Raw genomic sequence first — 15,445 nt, 5'->3', positions numbered from 1 at the left:
ATGAAATCCTATGGCCAATTCTGCCCGGTCGCCAAAGCGGCTGAGCTCTTTTGCGAGCGCTGGAATGCTCTGATCATCCGTGATCTTGCGGCTGGCCCGCGCCGGTACACCGAATTGAAACGCGGCGTACCTTTGATGTCGCCGTCGCTTTTGTCTTCGCGGTTGAAATGGCTCATCGAAGAGGGCGTCGTTGCGCGCCAGGATATTGGCGAAAAGCGCCCGGGCTATGCGCTGACCGATGCGGGGCGTGAATTCGTTCCCCTGGTCGAGGCTCTTGGCATCTGGGGGCAACGATGGACTAGGCGGCAACTCAAAGACCATGAGATTGATCTGGGATTGCTGGTCTGGAGCCTGGAAAGCACATCCAATGCCAGTGCTTTCGGTAAAAGACGCTGCCTCATTCGGCTGGAACTGAGCGATCAAACCGAGGCAAAAAGGTATTGGTGGTTTCTGAACCGGAATGGACGGTGTGAGCTGTGCGTCGAGGACCCCGGCGGAGAGGTCAACTTGTATCTGGCCTGCACGCTTCCGGTCGCCATCTACATTGTAAGGGGCGATATCACCCCATCAAAGGCAATAGAAACGCAGAAGCTAGAAGTTCTTGGTGACGGATGGGCAAAACGGGCTTTCATCAAATGGCTTAATCTCAGCCCGCTGACGGCCATCGAATCGTGCCGCCCTGCCGACTGCTGAGTTGCCAAGCTGTCGCTGCCGGAACTGCGGCACCCTCGGGGATTATGGTCAGTCCATTTGCAGATCCACATATGCACCGCAGGAACCAGCACCCAGCGTAAGTGGTGCATCAAGTAAGGCTGCAAAGTGGCTTGTCGCCTCTGCGAATTCCGCCGGAAAGGCCGGGCGCTCAGGATGAGGCCCATCACCGCATCAGAGGTTTCGGCGGGAACAACGCAGGTACGAGAGCGTCTCAGCAACCAACCTTGCCCGGCGTTTCTCGATCTGGAACGGAATAGGCGCGATGTCAGCCTGACAGAAAGCGGATCTGTTCACCTACGCCGTCGCATTTTGGACAGGTCCGGCGACATCTGTTATCTTTGGTAAATCTGCTACGGCAATCGTTTTCATTGTTTTTTGCTGTTCCGGGTAACGTATCATGGGCTTCAAGCTGGACATTCAATCGTCTGAACTGGACGATCAAGCGTTGTCGGCATTTGTGGGACAGCTGGATCGTGACTTGAACGATGCTGACGGGATCAGTTCCTTGCGAGCAACGCGCAAGCCCGCTACGGGCGAGCGTGCGCTGGAATTGCTGCTTAACCCGCAGCTTTGGATCGAGGTCGGGCAATCCGCCGCCGTGTCATCCCTCATCCAGGTCCTGAAAGCTTACCTAATCCGGGAAAAGTCCGTCAGCCTTGCATTTCAAACGGATGATGGCGCAAAAGTCACCTTTGATGCCAGGAACTTCAGCGAAGATCGGGTCTTTGCCGTTCTGTCACGGTTGGTTCCTGATTTTACCCGAACCTCACCGCCACCTGTCACGGAAACAGGTCCATCAGACGCGATCGTCGAACTGTTCGAGCCGCCCGAGAAACAGACAGGGGCCGGTCAAACGGCGCGAAAGACCGCGATTGTCATCGGTATAGACAGTTTCGAAGACCCCGAACTGGATGACCTGAGCTATGCGCGAAACGACGCAACGGCGCTTCATAATCTGCTGCAGGGTGAAACGGGCGAGCAATTCGATCATGTCGAACTGATAACCCGGGGCAACCATTCCGACGCGCTGACCAAAATCGAACGCATCGCCACCAAGACAGGGCGCTGTGACCTTTTGCTGGTTTACTACGCGGGCCACGGTCTGGTGCGAAATCAAAAGCTGCATCTGGCCTTTGCCAACACTCACACGACCCTGGTCCATTCAACCGCGTTGAAATACGGCAACCTTCTTGATGTTGTCGAACAGGCGGCCGCGCGTGTCCGGCTGATCATACTCGATTGCTGCTATGCCGGTGCGGCAGCCGACGACGCCTCTCGCTCAGCCCTAAGCGAGCAACTGCAAACCGAGCTTGGCGCAAACAGCCGCACATTGGTGATGACGTCAGCCACCAGCACCCAAGTTGCCCGGGAAGCCAAGAACTACTGCCACGGCGTGTTCACAAAGCACTTGCTGAACGGATTGAAGGGCGCGGCGGACCGTAACGGCGACGGCTCTGTCGATACGCGCGAGCTGTTTGATTATCTCGAAGAAATGATGAAGGCCGAACACCTTCAGCGCCCGCAGAAGTTCAACTTTCAAGGCAGCGGTGCAGTTGCCTTGCGCAAAACCGGGCTGCACCCCCATCGCGACCTTGCCCGGAATCTGCGCAAACGGGTCAATGACCTGCAGCATGACGGGTTCTTGTCCGAAAGCCAATCGGACCGGCTGGCGGGCTTGTTGAAGCTGAACCTCGACCAGATGGACGCACTGCAGCGTCGCCGGTTCCGGCTGTTGGAGAAACATTTGAAGGGTGACTTCAAACCTGGCCTGTTTTTTGATGAATGGGATCGGCTAGGTGCAGCCAAACCGACTGCACCACCCGAACAGGCGGAACCGACGCCCGCTGATCCTGAAAGCCGCTTAAACCTTGGCGAGAAGCTGGCGTATCTCAAAGCGGGTGCGGGCGAGGCCCTCTCTTCGGCCCAACACCGCATAACGGAGACCTTGAAACCCGACCCCCCCGATCCAGAGCCGCAAACACCCTCGAAGCCGCAGAAAAGACCGTGGAAATCACTGAGTGCATGGGGAAAATTCATGCGCGTTTGCAGTTACATTGGCTTGCTGTTTGTCATTTTGTTCGCGCTTTTGGTCCTTGTGGCGTCAGGCTTGTGAAGGCCGCGCCACTTTCAATTTGGACATGAAGGGTCTTGCCGCAGTTCGGATGTCGTTCGGGCAAACATTGCGCAAATGAGACTTGGCACGCCCGGTTCCCGGGTATAACAGGACGCATCCCGGTCGCAGCCTACCCGGGTAACAAAACAAGGGTTCAAAACATGAAAACGATCGTAATCTGCTCGGGCGGGCTGGATTCGGTGTCGCTGGCGCATATGGTAGCGCGCGACCACCAGTTGACCGGACTGATTTCCTTTGACTATGGCCAGCGCCACCGGAAAGAGCTGGACTATGCCGCGCTTTGCGCACAGCGGCTGGGCGTTCCCCATGACATCGTTGACCTGCGCTCGGTCGGGGCGGTTCTGACCGGGTCGGCGCTGACCGATGATGTGGACGTGCCTGATGGGCATTATGCCGAGGACAGTATGCGCGTGACCGTGGTGCCCAACCGCAACGCGATCATGCTGACCGTGGCCTTTGGGGCCGCCGCAGCACGCGGGGCAGATGCGGTGGCGACGGCGGTGCATGGCGGGGATCACTTTATCTACCCCGACTGCCGCCCAGCTTTCACGCGGGCCTTCGAGGCGATGCAGAAACATGCGCTGGACGGCTATGCCGATGTGTCGCTGCTCACCCCGTTTGTCCATCGCAGCAAGGCCGATATCGTGACCGATGGCGCACGCGTGGACACGCCGTTCGCGCAGACATGGTCCTGCTACAAGGGCGGCGAGCATCACTGTGGGCGATGCGGCACCTGCGTCGAACGGCGCGAGGCGTTCCATCTGGCCGGTATCGAGGACCCGACAACATATGAAGATCCCGATTTCTGGGTCGCCGCCACGGCGCAGAAGGAAACCGCCTGATGTATCGGATCACCAAAGAGTTCCACTTTTCCGCCTCACACCAATTGGCCCATCTGCCCGATGATCACCAATGCGCGCGGATGCACGGGCACAACTATATCATCGAGGTCGAACTGGCCGCGCCCCAACTGAACGTCGACGGGTTCGTGCGGGATTATGGCGAGCTGAAGCCGCTAAAGACCTATGTCGACGAGACCTTCGATCATCGCCACCTGAACGACGTGATGAACATTCTGACCACGGCGGAAAACATGGCGCGCCATTTCTATGACTGGTGCGCCGCGCGCTGGCCGGAAACCGCCGCCGTGCGGGTCAGCGAAACGCCAAAGACCTGGGCCGAGTATCGCCCATGACCCGCCTGCGCATAGCCGAGATTTTCGGCCCCACGATTCAGGGCGAAGGCGCGCTGATCGGGGAACCTACCGTGTTCGTGCGCACCGGCGGTTGTGACTATCGTTGCAGCTGGTGCGACAGCCTGCACGCGGTCGATACCGCCTTTCGCCACGACTGGGCGGCGATGGCTACGGATGCGGTCTGGGACCGGGTGCGCACCTTGTCGGGTGGGCGGCCTCTGACTGTGTCGCTTTCCGGGGGCAATCCGGCCATTCAGGACTTTGCCCCCCTGATCGCAAGGGGCCAGGCCGAAGGGTATCGCTTTGCCTGCGAAACCCAAGGATCGATTGCAAAGCCGTGGTTCGGTGATCTGGACACGCTGGTCCTCAGCCCAAAGCCGCCCTCGAGCGGTGAAACCGTGGACTGGGGCGCCTTCGCGGCCTGCATCGAGGCGGCGCAGGATGGCCCGAAGGTGGTGGTGAAAATCGTGGTCTTCGATGAGGCTGACTATGACTGGGCCCGCGCCGTAGCCGACCGCTATCCGACGTTGGCGCTTTACCTGCAACCGGGCAATTCCGAGGTCGACCCCGACCTGCCCGTCGATCCGCAAACCCTGTCGGACCGGCTGCTGTGGCTGGTGGAAAAGGTGACCGCCGATGGCTGGTTCACGCCACGGGTCCTGCCGCAACTGCACGTCCTGCTTTGGGGCAACAAACGCGGGGTCTGACCCCGAAAGGAGCACATGATGGAAACCATTTACAGCGACCTGACCCAGCTGGGCGGGAAAACAGAACTGCCGGCCTCACCCGATGTGGCCGAGCTGGAGCGGGTGCAAAACCCGCAGGCCGATATCGACTATTGTGTGCGGTTCACCGCGCCCGAGTTCACCTCGCTCTGCCCGATGACCGGACAGCCGGACTTTGCCCACCTGGTGCTCGACTATGTGCCGGGCGACTGGCTGGTGGAGTCGAAATCCCTGAAGCTGTTTCTGGGATCGTTCCGCAACCACGGCGCATTTCACGAGGATTGCACCGTGTCCATCGCCCGCCGTCTGGTTGAATTTCTGGACCCGCGCTGGCTGCGGATCGGCGGCTACTGGTATCCGCGTGGCGGCATTCCCATCGACGTGTTCTGGCAAACCGGAGCCACCCCCGATCACGTCTGGATCCCCGATCAGGGCGTGCCGCCCTATCGCGGTCGCGGCTAGGCCGTTACAGGAACTCCGCGATCGGGGCGGCGTTCCGGCAAAAGAACTGGCGCAGCTTTGGAAGCGGTCCATACAACATACCCAAGCAGGTTTCCGGTCGAGTTACATATCCTCTGCCGGTTGTGCCATTTTGTCACAGAATGATACTTGACCCCAGATCTGCTCAAACTGAGATTGACGATATGGAACAGTATATTACACATGGTCCAATAGTTTGAGTTCTGGGGCTTAGGTTTTTTATGGACGGCATTTCGTCTTCGCTGGGCATACACCTTATAGCAGATTTTTTCGACTCAAGCGCGCTTTACGATCCCGTCCCCGCCGAAAAAGCCCTGAGACGCGCCGCAAGTGCTGCCAAAGCGCATGTTCTGCGGGTGAATACCCATGATTTCGGGCAACGGGCGGGGTTCACTGGGGTCGCATTGCTGGCCGAGTCGCATATCTCGGTCCACACCTGGCCCGAACATGGGTATGCCGCCATCGATATCTTCATGTGCGGCGATGCAGAACCACAGCTCAGTCTGGACGTTCTGAAATCCTATTTCCGTCCGCAACGCGTCAATGTGCAATCCATACGTCGCGGCCTGATTGGCCACGCGACGCATCGGTTCGCTGCGGCGGGTTTCTGAAAGGCGAATGGAAGAGCTGCGCAGATGCCCGGTTACGATAGGCCTCATACTAAGCGCGATTGCGGGTTATGCCTTGCTGGGTCCGGTCCGGTATTCCGGACCGATCGTGGATTTTCCCGATCATCTGCTGTTCATGTTTCGGCATGGCAATCCAAGTCACCTGACGCTCAATTGCCTGCTGATCCTTGTCGGCGGGAGCTTGACCGAACCCGTTCTGGGCTGGCTTCGAACTTTGGCGCTCGCCGTCTTGTTCGCCTTTGCCGGAACAACCGCCGAGCTGTTGTTCGGCGGACCGGGGTTTGTTGGGCTGTCGGGTGTTGCATACGGCCTTGTTTCCTTTGGCTTGACGACCGCAAGCAGACCGGAACGGCGCGGCTGGACGCTGACCCTTATCTGCGTCGCTCTTGCGGCCGAGTGGCTGTTTCTGCGCCCTCAGATCGCTGTTTTCACCCATATCGCAAGCGCCTTGATCGGCGGAGGACTGGCCATGTTTAGCGCCCTTTTCGGCTCGGGTGGGCCCAAGCTCAAACCGATGGAGTGGCGGCACGTGTCTTCTGCCATCCAGATCATCGCGCAGACCGATGAGGATGACGCGACCGAGGCGGAAAGCAAGTTCGTGGAAGACGGGACGGACAACATGTTCGTCCTGCAGGACAAGGGCAACGTGATTGGTCTGATCGGCTATAGCCTGGACGAGGATGTGCCGGACGTTGCCTGGCTGTCCTGGACCTATCTGGATCAGGCCCATACCGGAAAGGGCCTGGGCAACCTGATGCTGAACGACCTGCTGGGGAAGCTGGCGCAGTTGCAGGTTCGCAAGATCTTCATCGAAACCAGCGACTATGAAGAGTTTGGCAAGAAACTCTATGCCGCCGCGCATAAACTCTATGAAGAGTTCGGGGCCTCGGTCGAATTGACCGTGCCCGCATATCACGGCCCGAACGAGGCCAAGATCGTCTATGGGCTGGAAAACCCCGAAGCACCCGAAATCCTGCCTGCGGAACCTTCTCCGAATACCGGCCTGTCGATCTTCGAGGTTCACAAAGCCCCCGAAACCAACGACGTGGCGGGCCTGCGCTGGCGCGAAACCAACACCGGGCTGAGCGGTCTGGATCAACAGCTTTCGCTGGCACGCACCCAGAAATACCGCATGGCTGTCTTGGCTATCCCATCCGACCTGTCCAACGCCAATGCGGCGGGCCTGCAAGCGCAGGGTCTGCAAAAATGCGGTGAACTCAAAGAGTTCTACGGCAAAGACCTGCACCAGACCTGGTGGCGCTGCGAACTTGAAAAAACACAGTTTGAAAATCCATAGGAGTATTCAATGTTTGGCAAACTGAAAACGATCGTCATTTTGGGCGTTCTGGGCTTTGCGGCCTATTCAATTTTCCTTGCCCCGAAATCGGAACAGACTGCCGATCTCGGGCAGGTTCTTGACCGCACGGAATTCGCCATCATCCAATATCAAGAGTATCTTGAGGCCAACAGCATCGCCGAAGCCTCTGACGCGCAAGTGGATGAATTCACCGGCTATCTGACGCAGGTGATGAATTCGGAGCCGCGGTTTTACGACACTGCTCTGGGTCTGGAAATTCTGTCAGACGCCAAATTCTCGGGCTATGCCGATCCGAACGCAAACGGCGTCCGCGACACGGGTGAGGGTGAGATTTTCACCATCGAGATCGACGAGGCCAACAACCGCCTGATCGCCACCGACACCACCGGTCAGTCCGCTGGCCTGCGGTTCTCGGGTGCGGGCTTTCTGGCCGGTGCGCTGATTGGCAACCTGATCGGCCGCCAGCGTTCGGCCGGCATCAGCGCCGCCAGCTTCAACAACCGCACGGTGACTCCGCGCACCAGCTATTCGGCCCCGCGCAGTGCCCGCTCGGGCGGTCTACGCGCCGGTAAGTAAACATTGCACTGACATAACACCCTACCAGGGCCCGGCGCATCGATCGCGCCGGGCTTTCCAGTTTCCCGGATATTTGCATGACCGACACCCTGACACCGCGCTACACGGACCTGCCCCGCCGGCAGGCAATGGTTCTGCTGGGCGCAATCCTTGTTGTTGCCCTGTGTGGCATTGTCTACGAACTGATCATCGGAACGGTGTCCAGCTACCTGCTGGGCAACTCGGTCTATCAGTTCTCACTGACCATCGGGTTTTTCATGTTCGCCATGGGCGTCGGTTCTTATGTGTCGCGCTTTTTCCACGGCAACCTGATCCAGACATTCATCTGGGTTGAGTTGATCCTGGCGCTGATCGGCGGCCTGTGCAGCGTGTCGCTGTTCATGCTGTTTCCCTATGCGCCGTGGTTTTACACGGTCGGCATGTTCACCTTCATCTCGTCGATCGGGTTTCTTGTCGGGCTGGAAATACCGCTGCTGATGCGGGTTCTGTCCGAAAGCAGCACCACGCGGGAATCCATCGCCGATGTGCTTTCGCTGGACTATATCGGTGCGCTCGGCGGATCGGTTCTGTTCCCGATCCTGCTGCTGCCGTCCCTTGGGCTGATCTCATCCTCGTTCGCCATCGGCCTGACCAACGCCATGGTCGCCCTGCTGAGCGTTCTTTGTCTGCGCGACCAGCTGGACGCACCCAAACGGATGCTGGCCTGCGCCATTGGCACCATTGTCCTGCTGTTCGCACTGACCCTGCTGGCCGGGCGGATCACCGCCTTTGCGCAGGACCATCTGTATTTTGACCGCATCGTCTGGCGCAAACAGTCGCAATACCAGTCACTTGTGGTCACCAATACCTGGCAAAAAAACGACGTGCGCCTCTATATCGATGGCCATCTGCAATTCGCCGAAGCGGACGAATATCGGTATCACGAGGCGCTCGTGCATCCGGTTCTGTCCTGGGGCAACAGTGACCCGAAGTCCGTTCTGGTGCTGGGCGGAGGTGACGGGCTCGCCGTGCGCGAGGTCCTTAAACATCCCGGCGTGTCACGCATTGACCTGGTCGACCTTGATCCTGCGATGACCGACCTGGGGCGCAATCTGGCCCCGATTGCCCGCCTGAACGAACACAGCATGGAGGCGTCGGCGCTGAACATCCACAACACCGACGCGTTCAACTATGTCAAATCCACTGATCAGACCTATGACCGGATCATCATCGACTTCCCCGATCCCCATAACGAGGCGCTGTCGAAACTCTACTCGGTCGAGTTCTACGCCATGGTCCAGAGCATCCTGTCTGAGGATGGGGTGCTGGTCACGCAAAGCAGCTCACCCTTTTTCTCGCCCCATACCTACTGGACGGTTTCCGAGACCTTGTCCGAGATTTTCCCGCAGGTCGTGAACTATCAGATGTCGATCCCATCATTCGGGATTTGGGGGTACAACCTTGCGGCCAATGATCCGAATTCAACGCTGGGTGATCTGCCCGAAGGTCTGAGGTTTGTAACTCCCAAGGTATTCGCGGCCGCCCAGGTGTTTTCCGAGGACCTGCGGCCCAAGCGCGAACTGGCCGTCAACTCGATCTTCGATCCCGGCATCTACCACGAATATTCGCGCGACGTGTCCGGCTATTGAGGTAGAACCGTATCACGTGGTCAGGCCAATTGCCCGCACCCCGGCCTCGGCACACAGAATGTCATCCGGGCCAGCGGCACCTGACACTCCAATCGCACCGATCAGCTGGCCATCTTCCAGAATGGGCATTCCACCATCCCAGGCGCACAGATTTGGGCGGTTTGCCAGCCCCAATTGCAATGCAGGCGCCGACAACATGCGTTCAGCAAAGGCGCGTGTGGTTTTGCCCAAAACGGCGGTTCTGGCCTTGTCCGAGGCGAATTCGGCCACTGCCGCCGGGGTACCATCCATGCGCCCCGCAGCAACCATGTGACCGCTGGGGTCAACAACAACGGCCGCAACCTGCCACCCGTTTTCAGCGGCATGAGCCAGGGCCTCCTGCACCGCCGTGTTTGCAGCACCTTGCGAGATGAAGCGTTTGGTGAATGAAACAGACATGTCTTTCCCTTGATCCTGGAGTGTTGCGGCTTTGGTCACAGATCGAAGATCAACTCATTCGTACCCTGCTGAACCCGTTGACCCGCCTGATTGAAAACGTCGAACCTGAAGGCCACGATCCCGCGCCGACCGGATGAGGTTTCGCGTTTTGACACCACATTCAGCTCGGCCCGGATCGTATCCCCGGCAAAAACCGGCTGTTCGAACCGCCAGTTCCACCCCAGCGAGGCCAACCCGTCAGGCCGCGCATCGGACTGAAACTTCAACCCATCGACAACCGACAGGACCAATAGCCCATGCGCCACCCGCGCCCTATAGCCAAGCTGTCGGGCCACATCGTCATTCAGATGCAACGGGTATTTGTCGCCGGTCAGTTCAGCAAAAACCGTGATCAGATCTGCCGTTATCTCGGCAGACCCGGTTTTCATCACGTCCCCGATCTGCAGATCGTGAAAGCCATAGGTCCCTGCAGTCAGTGGCCTGGCGGTCATTCCGGAACCGGAGCATCTTCGCGCAGCAATCCCTTGGTTTTCAGGTCCGCCCAGAACTCGGTCGGGATGTCATGGCTGAACCAGTTCAGGTTCTGATCCAGCTGCTCGACCGTGCGGGTGCCCGCCATAAAGGTCGGCACCGCTGGATGCGCCACCACGAACTGCAGAGCAGCGGCTGGCAGTGGCACGTTGTATTCGGCGCAGACAGCTTCGATCTTGCGGACCTTGTCCATGATATCGGCAGGGGCCGGAGCGTAGTTGTACTTGGCCCCTTCCTTGGCACCCGTCGCCAGAATGCCCGAGTTGAAGCCGCCGCCGACCACAACTGCGGCGCCGCGCTCTTCGCAGAGCGGCAGGAACTTGTCCAAAGCGTCCTGTTCCAGCAACGTATAGCGCCCGGCCAGAAGGAAGCAGTCAAAGTCTCGCTGCTCAAGGGCGGCATGGCACACTTCCCATTCGTTCACGCCGACACCGATGGCCTTGACAACACCCTGATCACGCAGGCTTTCCAGCGCTTTCCAGGCTTCATCCATGGCCTGTTTGAACACTTCGGGCTGCTCGGCGCCACGGGTGAACACGTCGATATCGTGGATAAAGCAGATATCCATATGTTCCAGTGCCATGCGTTGCAGGCTGTCTTCGAATGACCGCATGATCCCGTCATAGCTATAGTCGAAATGCATTGTGAAAGGCGCGGCGTTGGTCCAGGGCTCAAAATTGATGTCCTGACGACGCGCGGGTTTCAGAACCCGTCCAACCTTGGACGACAGGATGAAATCACCACGGTCCTTCCAGCGCAGGCTGTGTCCTGTCCGCATTTCCGACAGGCCGTGCCCGTACATCGGGGCAGTGTCGAAATACCGAACACCCTTGTCCCAGGCGTGCTGGATCATCGCGTCAGACGTTGCCTCGTCAATCTCGCGAAAGATGTTGCCGATCGGCGCAGTGCCAAAGCCAAAGGCGGATACGTTCAGATCCACCCGGCCAAACTTGTTCAGTGTGTGCGGATTCATGCAAGCCTCCCAAATGCAAACCGGATCGCCGGTATTTGCGCAGTCAATAAGTAACTGTTTGGTTATTTACCTCAAGTGGCGAAACCGATCAACCCACTTGACGAACCGCCCTGGGCACGCGTATTAGTAACTGATTAGTTACATTACGGGGCGCTACGATGTTTCTGACCGAAACCCACCAACAGGTTCGCGATATGACCCGGCAGTTCGCCGAGGACGTCATTCGCCCTGCCGCCGAGGAACTGGATCGCGACTCGCGTTTTCCAACCGAAATCTATGACCAGATGGCCGAACTGGGCCTGTTCGGCATCGGCGTACCCGAGGAACTTGGCGGGCCGGGCTTCGACACGGTCACCTACGCGCTGGTGATGGAGGAGCTGTCGCGTGGCTACGCCTCGATCGCCGATCAATGCGGCTTGCTTGAACTGGTCTCAACGCTGCTGGTGCGCCACGGAACGCCAGAACAGCAAGGCAAATGGCTGGGGGATCTGCTGGCCGCAAAGCTGCGCCCCGCCTATTGCATCACCGAACCCGAAGCCGGCACCGATGTGTCGGGCATTCGCACGACGGCGGTGCGTGATGGCGATGGCTGGGTGCTGAACGGCGGCAAGATCTGGATTCACAATGCTCCGGTCGCTGATGTCGGCTTTGTTCTGGCCCGGACCGACCCTGAGGCGGGGCACCGTGGCATGTCGATCTTCATCGTCGATCTGCACGCCGATGGTGTCACCCGCGGCCCCAAAGAGATCAAGATGGGTCAGCGCGCCAGCCAGGTTGGCCCGCTGTCTTTCGATGACGTCCGCCTGCCGACTGATGCCCTGCTGGGCACCGAAGGGCGTGGCTTTCACATGATGATGAGCGTTCTGGACAAGGGGCGCGTCGGTATCGCCGCACTGGCGGTTGGCATCGGTCAGGCGGGGCTTGAGGCCGCGACCGACTATGCCCAACAGCGCAAACAGTTCGGCAAGCCCATCGCGGATTTTCAGGGGGTCCAATGGCTGCTGGCCGACATTGCCAAGGATGTCGAGGCCGCCCGCCTTCTGGTCCATTCCGCCGCCTACAAGATCGACACCGGACAGGATGCCACCAAGGCGTGCTCGATGGCCAAGTGCTTTGCGGGGGACATGGCGGTGCAGCGGTCGTCGGACGCGGTGCAGGTCTTTGGCGGGTCGGGCTATATTCGCGGGTTCGAGGTCGAGCGCCTGTATCGCGACGCCAAGATCACCCAGATTTACGAAGGGACCAACCAGATTCAGCGCATGATCATTGCCCGTGAACTCTTGTCAAAAGGGGCTGCCGCATGAGCCGCCCCGCAGCACTTGTCACAGGGTCCTCTCGGGGGATCGGTCTGGCGGCGGCCGTTGCCTTGGCACACGAAGGCTTTGCCATCGCAATAAACGGCCCCCAGTTGGACGACGAACTACAGGGCGCATTGGACACGATCCGCGCCCTCGGCGTGCCTGCCGTTGCAGCACCCTTTGATGTTTCCGAAATCGGCGCGCATGACGACCAACTGGCCGCCATCGAAGCCGAAATCGGCCCGCTGACAACCCTGGTGAACAACGCTGGCATCGGTGTGATGCAACGCGGTGATCTGCTGAAGGTCAGTGAGGCCAGCTATGACCGCTGCATGGCGATCAACACCAAGGCGATGTTCTTCCTGTCGCAGGCCTTTGCCAAGCGGCTGATCGCCCGCGACCGCGATGCCGAGCTGTTTTACAGTATCGTCAATGTGACGTCCTCGAACGCGGTGGCGGTGGCCGTTCCGCGCGCCGAGTATTGCGCGTCCAAAGCGGCGGCCGCGATGATTTCGAAAACCTTCGCCGTGCGTCTGGGTCAGGAAAATATCGCCGTCTATGATGTGCAGCCCGGCCTCATTGCCACCGACATGACCGCCCCGGTGATCGAGATGTATGACCAGCGCGCCAAAGACGGGCTGACCCTGTTTCCCCGCGTCGGCCAGCCCGAGGATATGGGCCGGATCATCGCGTCTCTGGCCAGCGGCAAACTTCCCTACACAACCGGCCAGGCCATCTCGGCGGATGCCGGAATGCTTGTTCCCCGTTTCTGAGGTATTTCGATGAAAATTCAGCTGCCCGATACCACCGGAAAACTGCATGATTACGCGCTGGTCGGCACCCCGGTTCAGCCTTCGAAACTGACCCCGAACTCGGCCCGGATTCTGTATTCGGCGGCCCATGTGGTGGCGGACCCGTTTGGTGATCACGACCCGACCGGCCCGGCTCATGTCGATTGGGGCAAGACCATGGAATTCCGCCACTATCTGGCCGGTATGGGCATGGGCATTGCCGAGGCTATGGACACCGCGCAGCGCGGCATGGGGCTGGACTGGAGCGGCGCGCTGGAACTGATCCGGCGCACCAAAGAGGAACTGCCCGACGCGCTGGTCGGCAATGGCTGCGGCACGGATCATCTGGACCCCGCGGACGCGAAATCGCTGGACGACGTGCGCCGAGCCTATCTTGAGCAGGTCGAGGCGATCCAGAAACTGGGCGGGCGCATCATCCTGATGGCCTCGCGCGCTTTGGCAAAAGTGGCGACCGGGCCGGACGACTATATCGCGGTCTACAACGATGTGCTGGCCGCCTGCGATGAGCCCGTCATCCTGCACTGGCTGGGTGAGATGTTTGACCCGCAGCTTGCCGGTTACTGGGGATCGGACAGTTTCGACAATGCGCTGGAAACCGCCCTGTCGATCATCGGCGCCAATGTAGACAAGGTGGACGGGATCAAGATCTCACTTCTGGACGCCGAGAAAGAGGTGATCATGCGCCGCCGCCTGCCCGAAGGCGTCCGCATGTATACGGGCGACGACTTCAACTACCCCGAACTCATTGAAGGCGACGATCAGGGCCACTCGCACGCGCTGCTGGGGATATTCGACCCCCTCGCCCCGGCAGCGGCCTATGCGGTCAGCAAGCTGAGCGAAGGAGACGCCAAAACCTTCCGCGCGACGCTGGACCCGACGGTCCCGCTGGCCCGCCATATCTTCCGTGCGCCGACGCAGTACTATAAAACCGGGGTGGTGTTCCTGGCCTGGCTGAACGGGTTTCAAGACCATTTCATCATGCTGAACGGCGCGCAGGCGACACGGTCCCTGCCCTATTTCACCAATTGCTTCAAAATGGCCGATGAGTGCGGGTTGCTGCGCGATCCCGATCTGGCGACTGAGCGGATGGGGCACATGCTCAAACTCTACGGGATCTGAAAGCGATGCGCGATTTCTCGCAAGACCATTCCGCGTTGGCGCTGAACACGGCGACCTTGGGTCACAATCTGGATGGCCATGGCGCGGGGTGGAGCCCCGAGCAGGTGATCGATGCCTGCGCGGCACGTGGATATGGCGGGATCACCTTCTGGCGGCGCGAGCTGGACGGGCGCGCGGCGCAGATCGGCCAGCGTGTCCGCGCCGCCGGGATGCAGGTTGTAGGCCTGTGCCGCTCACCGTTCCTGACCGGGCCACTTGCCTTGCCATCGGATCAGAAAATCATGGACGATTTTCACCTGTCCATCGATCAGGCCGCGGCGCTGGAAACCGAGGTTCTGACCATCGTGACCGGCGGCCCGGAACCGGGCACCAAAGGCGTTCTGGAAAGCCAGAAAATCCTTGCGGACCGCGTGGCGCGCGCGGCCCCATACGCTGCTGAACGCGGCGTGAAACTGGCCCTTGAGCCACTGAACCCAGCGACCGCCGGCAATCGTACCTGCCTGATGACCGCAGCAGATGCGTTGAATGTCTGTGATGTGGTTGGCGCAGACAATGTGGGTGTCGCGATCGATGTCTATCACGTCTGGTGGGACACAACCCTGGCCGATACGTTGGCAACCCGGGCCAAGGGTCGGATTCTCGGCTATCACCTGTGCGACTGGCTGGCCGACACCTCGGACATCCTGCTGGACCGGGGCATGATGGGCGACGGCGTTGCCGATCTGTACGCGCTGCGCGCCGCCGTTGAAGATGCGGGGTACGATGGCCTGTGCGAGGTTGAAATCTTCTCGGCCGGGAACTGGTGGAAACGAGACCCGAATGAGGTTCGGGACGTGATCGTGAATCGCTTCAGAACCTGTTGTTAGGCCCCGCGA

17 protein-coding genes are annotated in these 15,445 nt (G+C 59.6%); 14 read left to right on the top strand and 3 right to left on the bottom strand.

The window, feature by feature from the left end; genetic code table 11:
• From ACOQFT_RS15565 to ACOQFT_RS15520, 10 genes are all read left to right on the top strand, one after another.
• Nucleotides 1–693, top strand: coding sequence for a winged helix-turn-helix transcriptional regulator (locus ACOQFT_RS15565; protein ID WP_421598801.1), 693 nt, complete (start codon nt 1–3; stop codon nt 691–693).
• A 418-nt stretch (nt 694–1,111) separates the two neighbouring features.
• A complete protein-coding gene (locus tag ACOQFT_RS15560) occupies nt 1,112–2,827 on the top strand; it encodes a caspase family protein (protein ID WP_421598800.1) in 1,716 nt (571 codons plus the stop codon).
• A gap of 161 nt (nt 2,828–2,988) precedes the next feature.
• Nucleotides 2,989–3,690 carry a 7-cyano-7-deazaguanine synthase QueC gene (queC, locus tag ACOQFT_RS15555; RefSeq protein ID WP_421598799.1) on the top strand — a complete coding sequence of 234 codons (702 nt, stop codon included), beginning with the start codon at nt 2,989–2,991 and terminating at the stop codon, nt 3,688–3,690.
• The gene (gene queD / locus ACOQFT_RS15550) at nt 3,690–4,043 is read left to right on the top strand and encodes a 6-carboxytetrahydropterin synthase QueD (protein WP_421598798.1); all 354 of its coding nucleotides are present in this window, start codon (nt 3,690–3,692) and stop codon (nt 4,041–4,043) included. Before queC ends, queD begins: the two co-directional genes overlap by 1 nt.
• Complete coding sequence (gene queE / locus ACOQFT_RS15545; RefSeq protein ID WP_421598797.1) at nt 4,040–4,750, top strand: 7-carboxy-7-deazaguanine synthase QueE; 711 nt, start codon at nt 4,040–4,042, stop codon at nt 4,748–4,750. Before queD ends, queE begins: the two co-directional genes overlap by 4 nt.
• 15 nt (nt 4,751–4,765) lie before the next feature.
• A complete protein-coding gene (gene queF / locus ACOQFT_RS15540) occupies nt 4,766–5,230 on the top strand; it encodes a preQ(1) synthase (RefSeq protein WP_421598796.1) in 465 nt (154 codons plus the stop codon).
• Between the two features lie 239 nt (nt 5,231–5,469).
• Nucleotides 5,470–5,859 (top strand): adenosylmethionine decarboxylase, encoded by a 390-nt coding sequence (speD, locus tag ACOQFT_RS15535; protein ID WP_421598795.1) that lies wholly within the window; start codon nt 5,470–5,472, stop codon nt 5,857–5,859.
• A 7-nt stretch (nt 5,860–5,866) separates the two neighbouring features.
• Complete coding sequence (locus ACOQFT_RS15530) at nt 5,867–7,174, top strand: rhomboid family intramembrane serine protease (RefSeq protein ID WP_421598793.1); 1,308 nt, start codon at nt 5,867–5,869, stop codon at nt 7,172–7,174.
• A gap of 9 nt (nt 7,175–7,183) precedes the next feature.
• Nucleotides 7,184–7,771, top strand: a complete 588-nt coding sequence (locus tag ACOQFT_RS15525) for a hypothetical protein (protein ID WP_421598792.1) — start codon at nt 7,184–7,186, stop codon at nt 7,769–7,771.
• Nucleotides 7,772–7,848: 77 nt separating this feature from the next.
• Entirely contained in the window at nt 7,849–9,399 is a 1,551-nt protein-coding gene (locus tag ACOQFT_RS15520; protein WP_421598791.1) for a polyamine aminopropyltransferase, read from the top strand.
• 12 nt (nt 9,400–9,411) lie between these two features.
• On the opposite strand, the gene ACOQFT_RS15515 is transcribed toward ACOQFT_RS15520, so the two are convergent.
• From ACOQFT_RS15515 to ACOQFT_RS15505, 3 genes are read right to left on the bottom strand one after another with little or no spacing between them, the layout of a single operon-like run.
• Entirely contained in the window at nt 9,412–9,837 is a 426-nt protein-coding gene (locus ACOQFT_RS15515) for a GlcG/HbpS family heme-binding protein (RefSeq protein ID WP_421598790.1), read from the bottom strand.
• A gap of 35 nt (nt 9,838–9,872) precedes the next feature.
• On the bottom strand, nt 9,873–10,328 hold the full coding sequence (locus ACOQFT_RS15510; protein ID WP_421598789.1) for a MaoC family dehydratase: 456 nt from the start codon (nt 10,326–10,328) through the stop codon (nt 9,873–9,875).
• Entirely contained in the window at nt 10,325–11,341 is a 1,017-nt protein-coding gene (locus tag ACOQFT_RS15505; RefSeq protein ID WP_421598788.1) for an aldo/keto reductase, read from the bottom strand. Before ACOQFT_RS15505 ends, ACOQFT_RS15510 begins: the two co-directional genes overlap by 4 nt.
• Nucleotides 11,342–11,499: 158 nt before the next feature.
• On the opposite strand from ACOQFT_RS15505, the gene ACOQFT_RS15500 reads away from it, so the two are divergent.
• Genes ACOQFT_RS15500 through ACOQFT_RS15485 form a run of 4 tightly spaced genes read left to right on the top strand, consistent with a single transcriptional unit; the run spans nt 11,500 to nt 15,436 of the window.
• Entirely contained in the window at nt 11,500–12,645 is a 1,146-nt protein-coding gene (locus ACOQFT_RS15500) for an acyl-CoA dehydrogenase family protein (RefSeq protein ID WP_421598787.1), read from the top strand.
• Complete coding sequence (locus ACOQFT_RS15495; RefSeq protein ID WP_421598786.1) at nt 12,642–13,412, top strand: 3-ketoacyl-ACP reductase; 771 nt, start codon at nt 12,642–12,644, stop codon at nt 13,410–13,412. Before ACOQFT_RS15500 ends, ACOQFT_RS15495 begins: the two co-directional genes overlap by 4 nt.
• Before the next feature lie 9 nt (nt 13,413–13,421).
• The gene (locus ACOQFT_RS15490; RefSeq protein WP_421598785.1) at nt 13,422–14,570 is read left to right on the top strand and encodes a dihydrodipicolinate synthase family protein; all 1,149 of its coding nucleotides are present in this window, start codon (nt 13,422–13,424) and stop codon (nt 14,568–14,570) included.
• A gap of 5 nt (nt 14,571–14,575) precedes the next feature.
• Nucleotides 14,576–15,436 carry a sugar phosphate isomerase/epimerase family protein gene (locus ACOQFT_RS15485; RefSeq protein WP_421598784.1) on the top strand — a complete coding sequence of 287 codons (861 nt, stop codon included), beginning with the start codon at nt 14,576–14,578 and terminating at the stop codon, nt 15,434–15,436.
• The last annotated feature ends 9 nt before the right edge of the window (nt 15,437–15,445 follow it).

This window comes from Ruegeria sp. MALMAid1280, from assembly GCF_049195285.1.
Lineage (GTDB): Bacteria > Pseudomonadota > Alphaproteobacteria > Rhodobacterales > Rhodobacteraceae > Ruegeria.
This window is presented reverse-complemented; position numbering and strand designations above follow the sequence as displayed.

Excerpts from the sequence above, each read along its gene's own strand:
- ACOQFT_RS15565 (WP_421598801.1), top strand. The coding sequence starts at position 1 with ATGAAATCCTATGGCCAATTCTGCCCGGTCGCCAAAGCGGCTGAGCTC.
- ACOQFT_RS15560 (WP_421598800.1), top strand. The coding sequence starts at position 1,112 with ATGGGCTTCAAGCTGGACATTCAATCGTCTGAACTGGACGATCAAGCG.
- queC (WP_421598799.1), top strand. The coding sequence starts at position 2,989 with ATGAAAACGATCGTAATCTGCTCGGGCGGGCTGGATTCGGTGTCGCTG.
- queD (WP_421598798.1), top strand. The coding sequence starts at position 3,690 with ATGTATCGGATCACCAAAGAGTTCCACTTTTCCGCCTCACACCAATTG.
- queE (WP_421598797.1), top strand. The coding sequence starts at position 4,040 with ATGACCCGCCTGCGCATAGCCGAGATTTTCGGCCCCACGATTCAGGGC.
- queF (WP_421598796.1), top strand. The coding sequence starts at position 4,766 with ATGATGGAAACCATTTACAGCGACCTGACCCAGCTGGGCGGGAAAACA.
- speD (WP_421598795.1), top strand. The coding sequence starts at position 5,470 with ATGGACGGCATTTCGTCTTCGCTGGGCATACACCTTATAGCAGATTTT.
- ACOQFT_RS15530 (WP_421598793.1), top strand. The coding sequence starts at position 5,867 with ATGGAAGAGCTGCGCAGATGCCCGGTTACGATAGGCCTCATACTAAGC.
- ACOQFT_RS15525 (WP_421598792.1), top strand. The coding sequence starts at position 7,184 with ATGTTTGGCAAACTGAAAACGATCGTCATTTTGGGCGTTCTGGGCTTT.
- ACOQFT_RS15520 (WP_421598791.1), top strand. The coding sequence starts at position 7,849 with ATGACCGACACCCTGACACCGCGCTACACGGACCTGCCCCGCCGGCAG.
- ACOQFT_RS15515 (WP_421598790.1), bottom strand. The coding sequence starts at position 9,837 with ATGTCTGTTTCATTCACCAAACGCTTCATCTCGCAAGGTGCTGCAAAC.
- ACOQFT_RS15510 (WP_421598789.1), bottom strand. The coding sequence starts at position 10,328 with ATGACCGCCAGGCCACTGACTGCAGGGACCTATGGCTTTCACGATCTG.
- ACOQFT_RS15505 (WP_421598788.1), bottom strand. The coding sequence starts at position 11,341 with ATGAATCCGCACACACTGAACAAGTTTGGCCGGGTGGATCTGAACGTA.
- ACOQFT_RS15500 (WP_421598787.1), top strand. The coding sequence starts at position 11,500 with ATGTTTCTGACCGAAACCCACCAACAGGTTCGCGATATGACCCGGCAG.
- ACOQFT_RS15495 (WP_421598786.1), top strand. The coding sequence starts at position 12,642 with ATGAGCCGCCCCGCAGCACTTGTCACAGGGTCCTCTCGGGGGATCGGT.
- ACOQFT_RS15490 (WP_421598785.1), top strand. The coding sequence starts at position 13,422 with ATGAAAATTCAGCTGCCCGATACCACCGGAAAACTGCATGATTACGCG.
- ACOQFT_RS15485 (WP_421598784.1), top strand. The coding sequence starts at position 14,576 with ATGCGCGATTTCTCGCAAGACCATTCCGCGTTGGCGCTGAACACGGCG.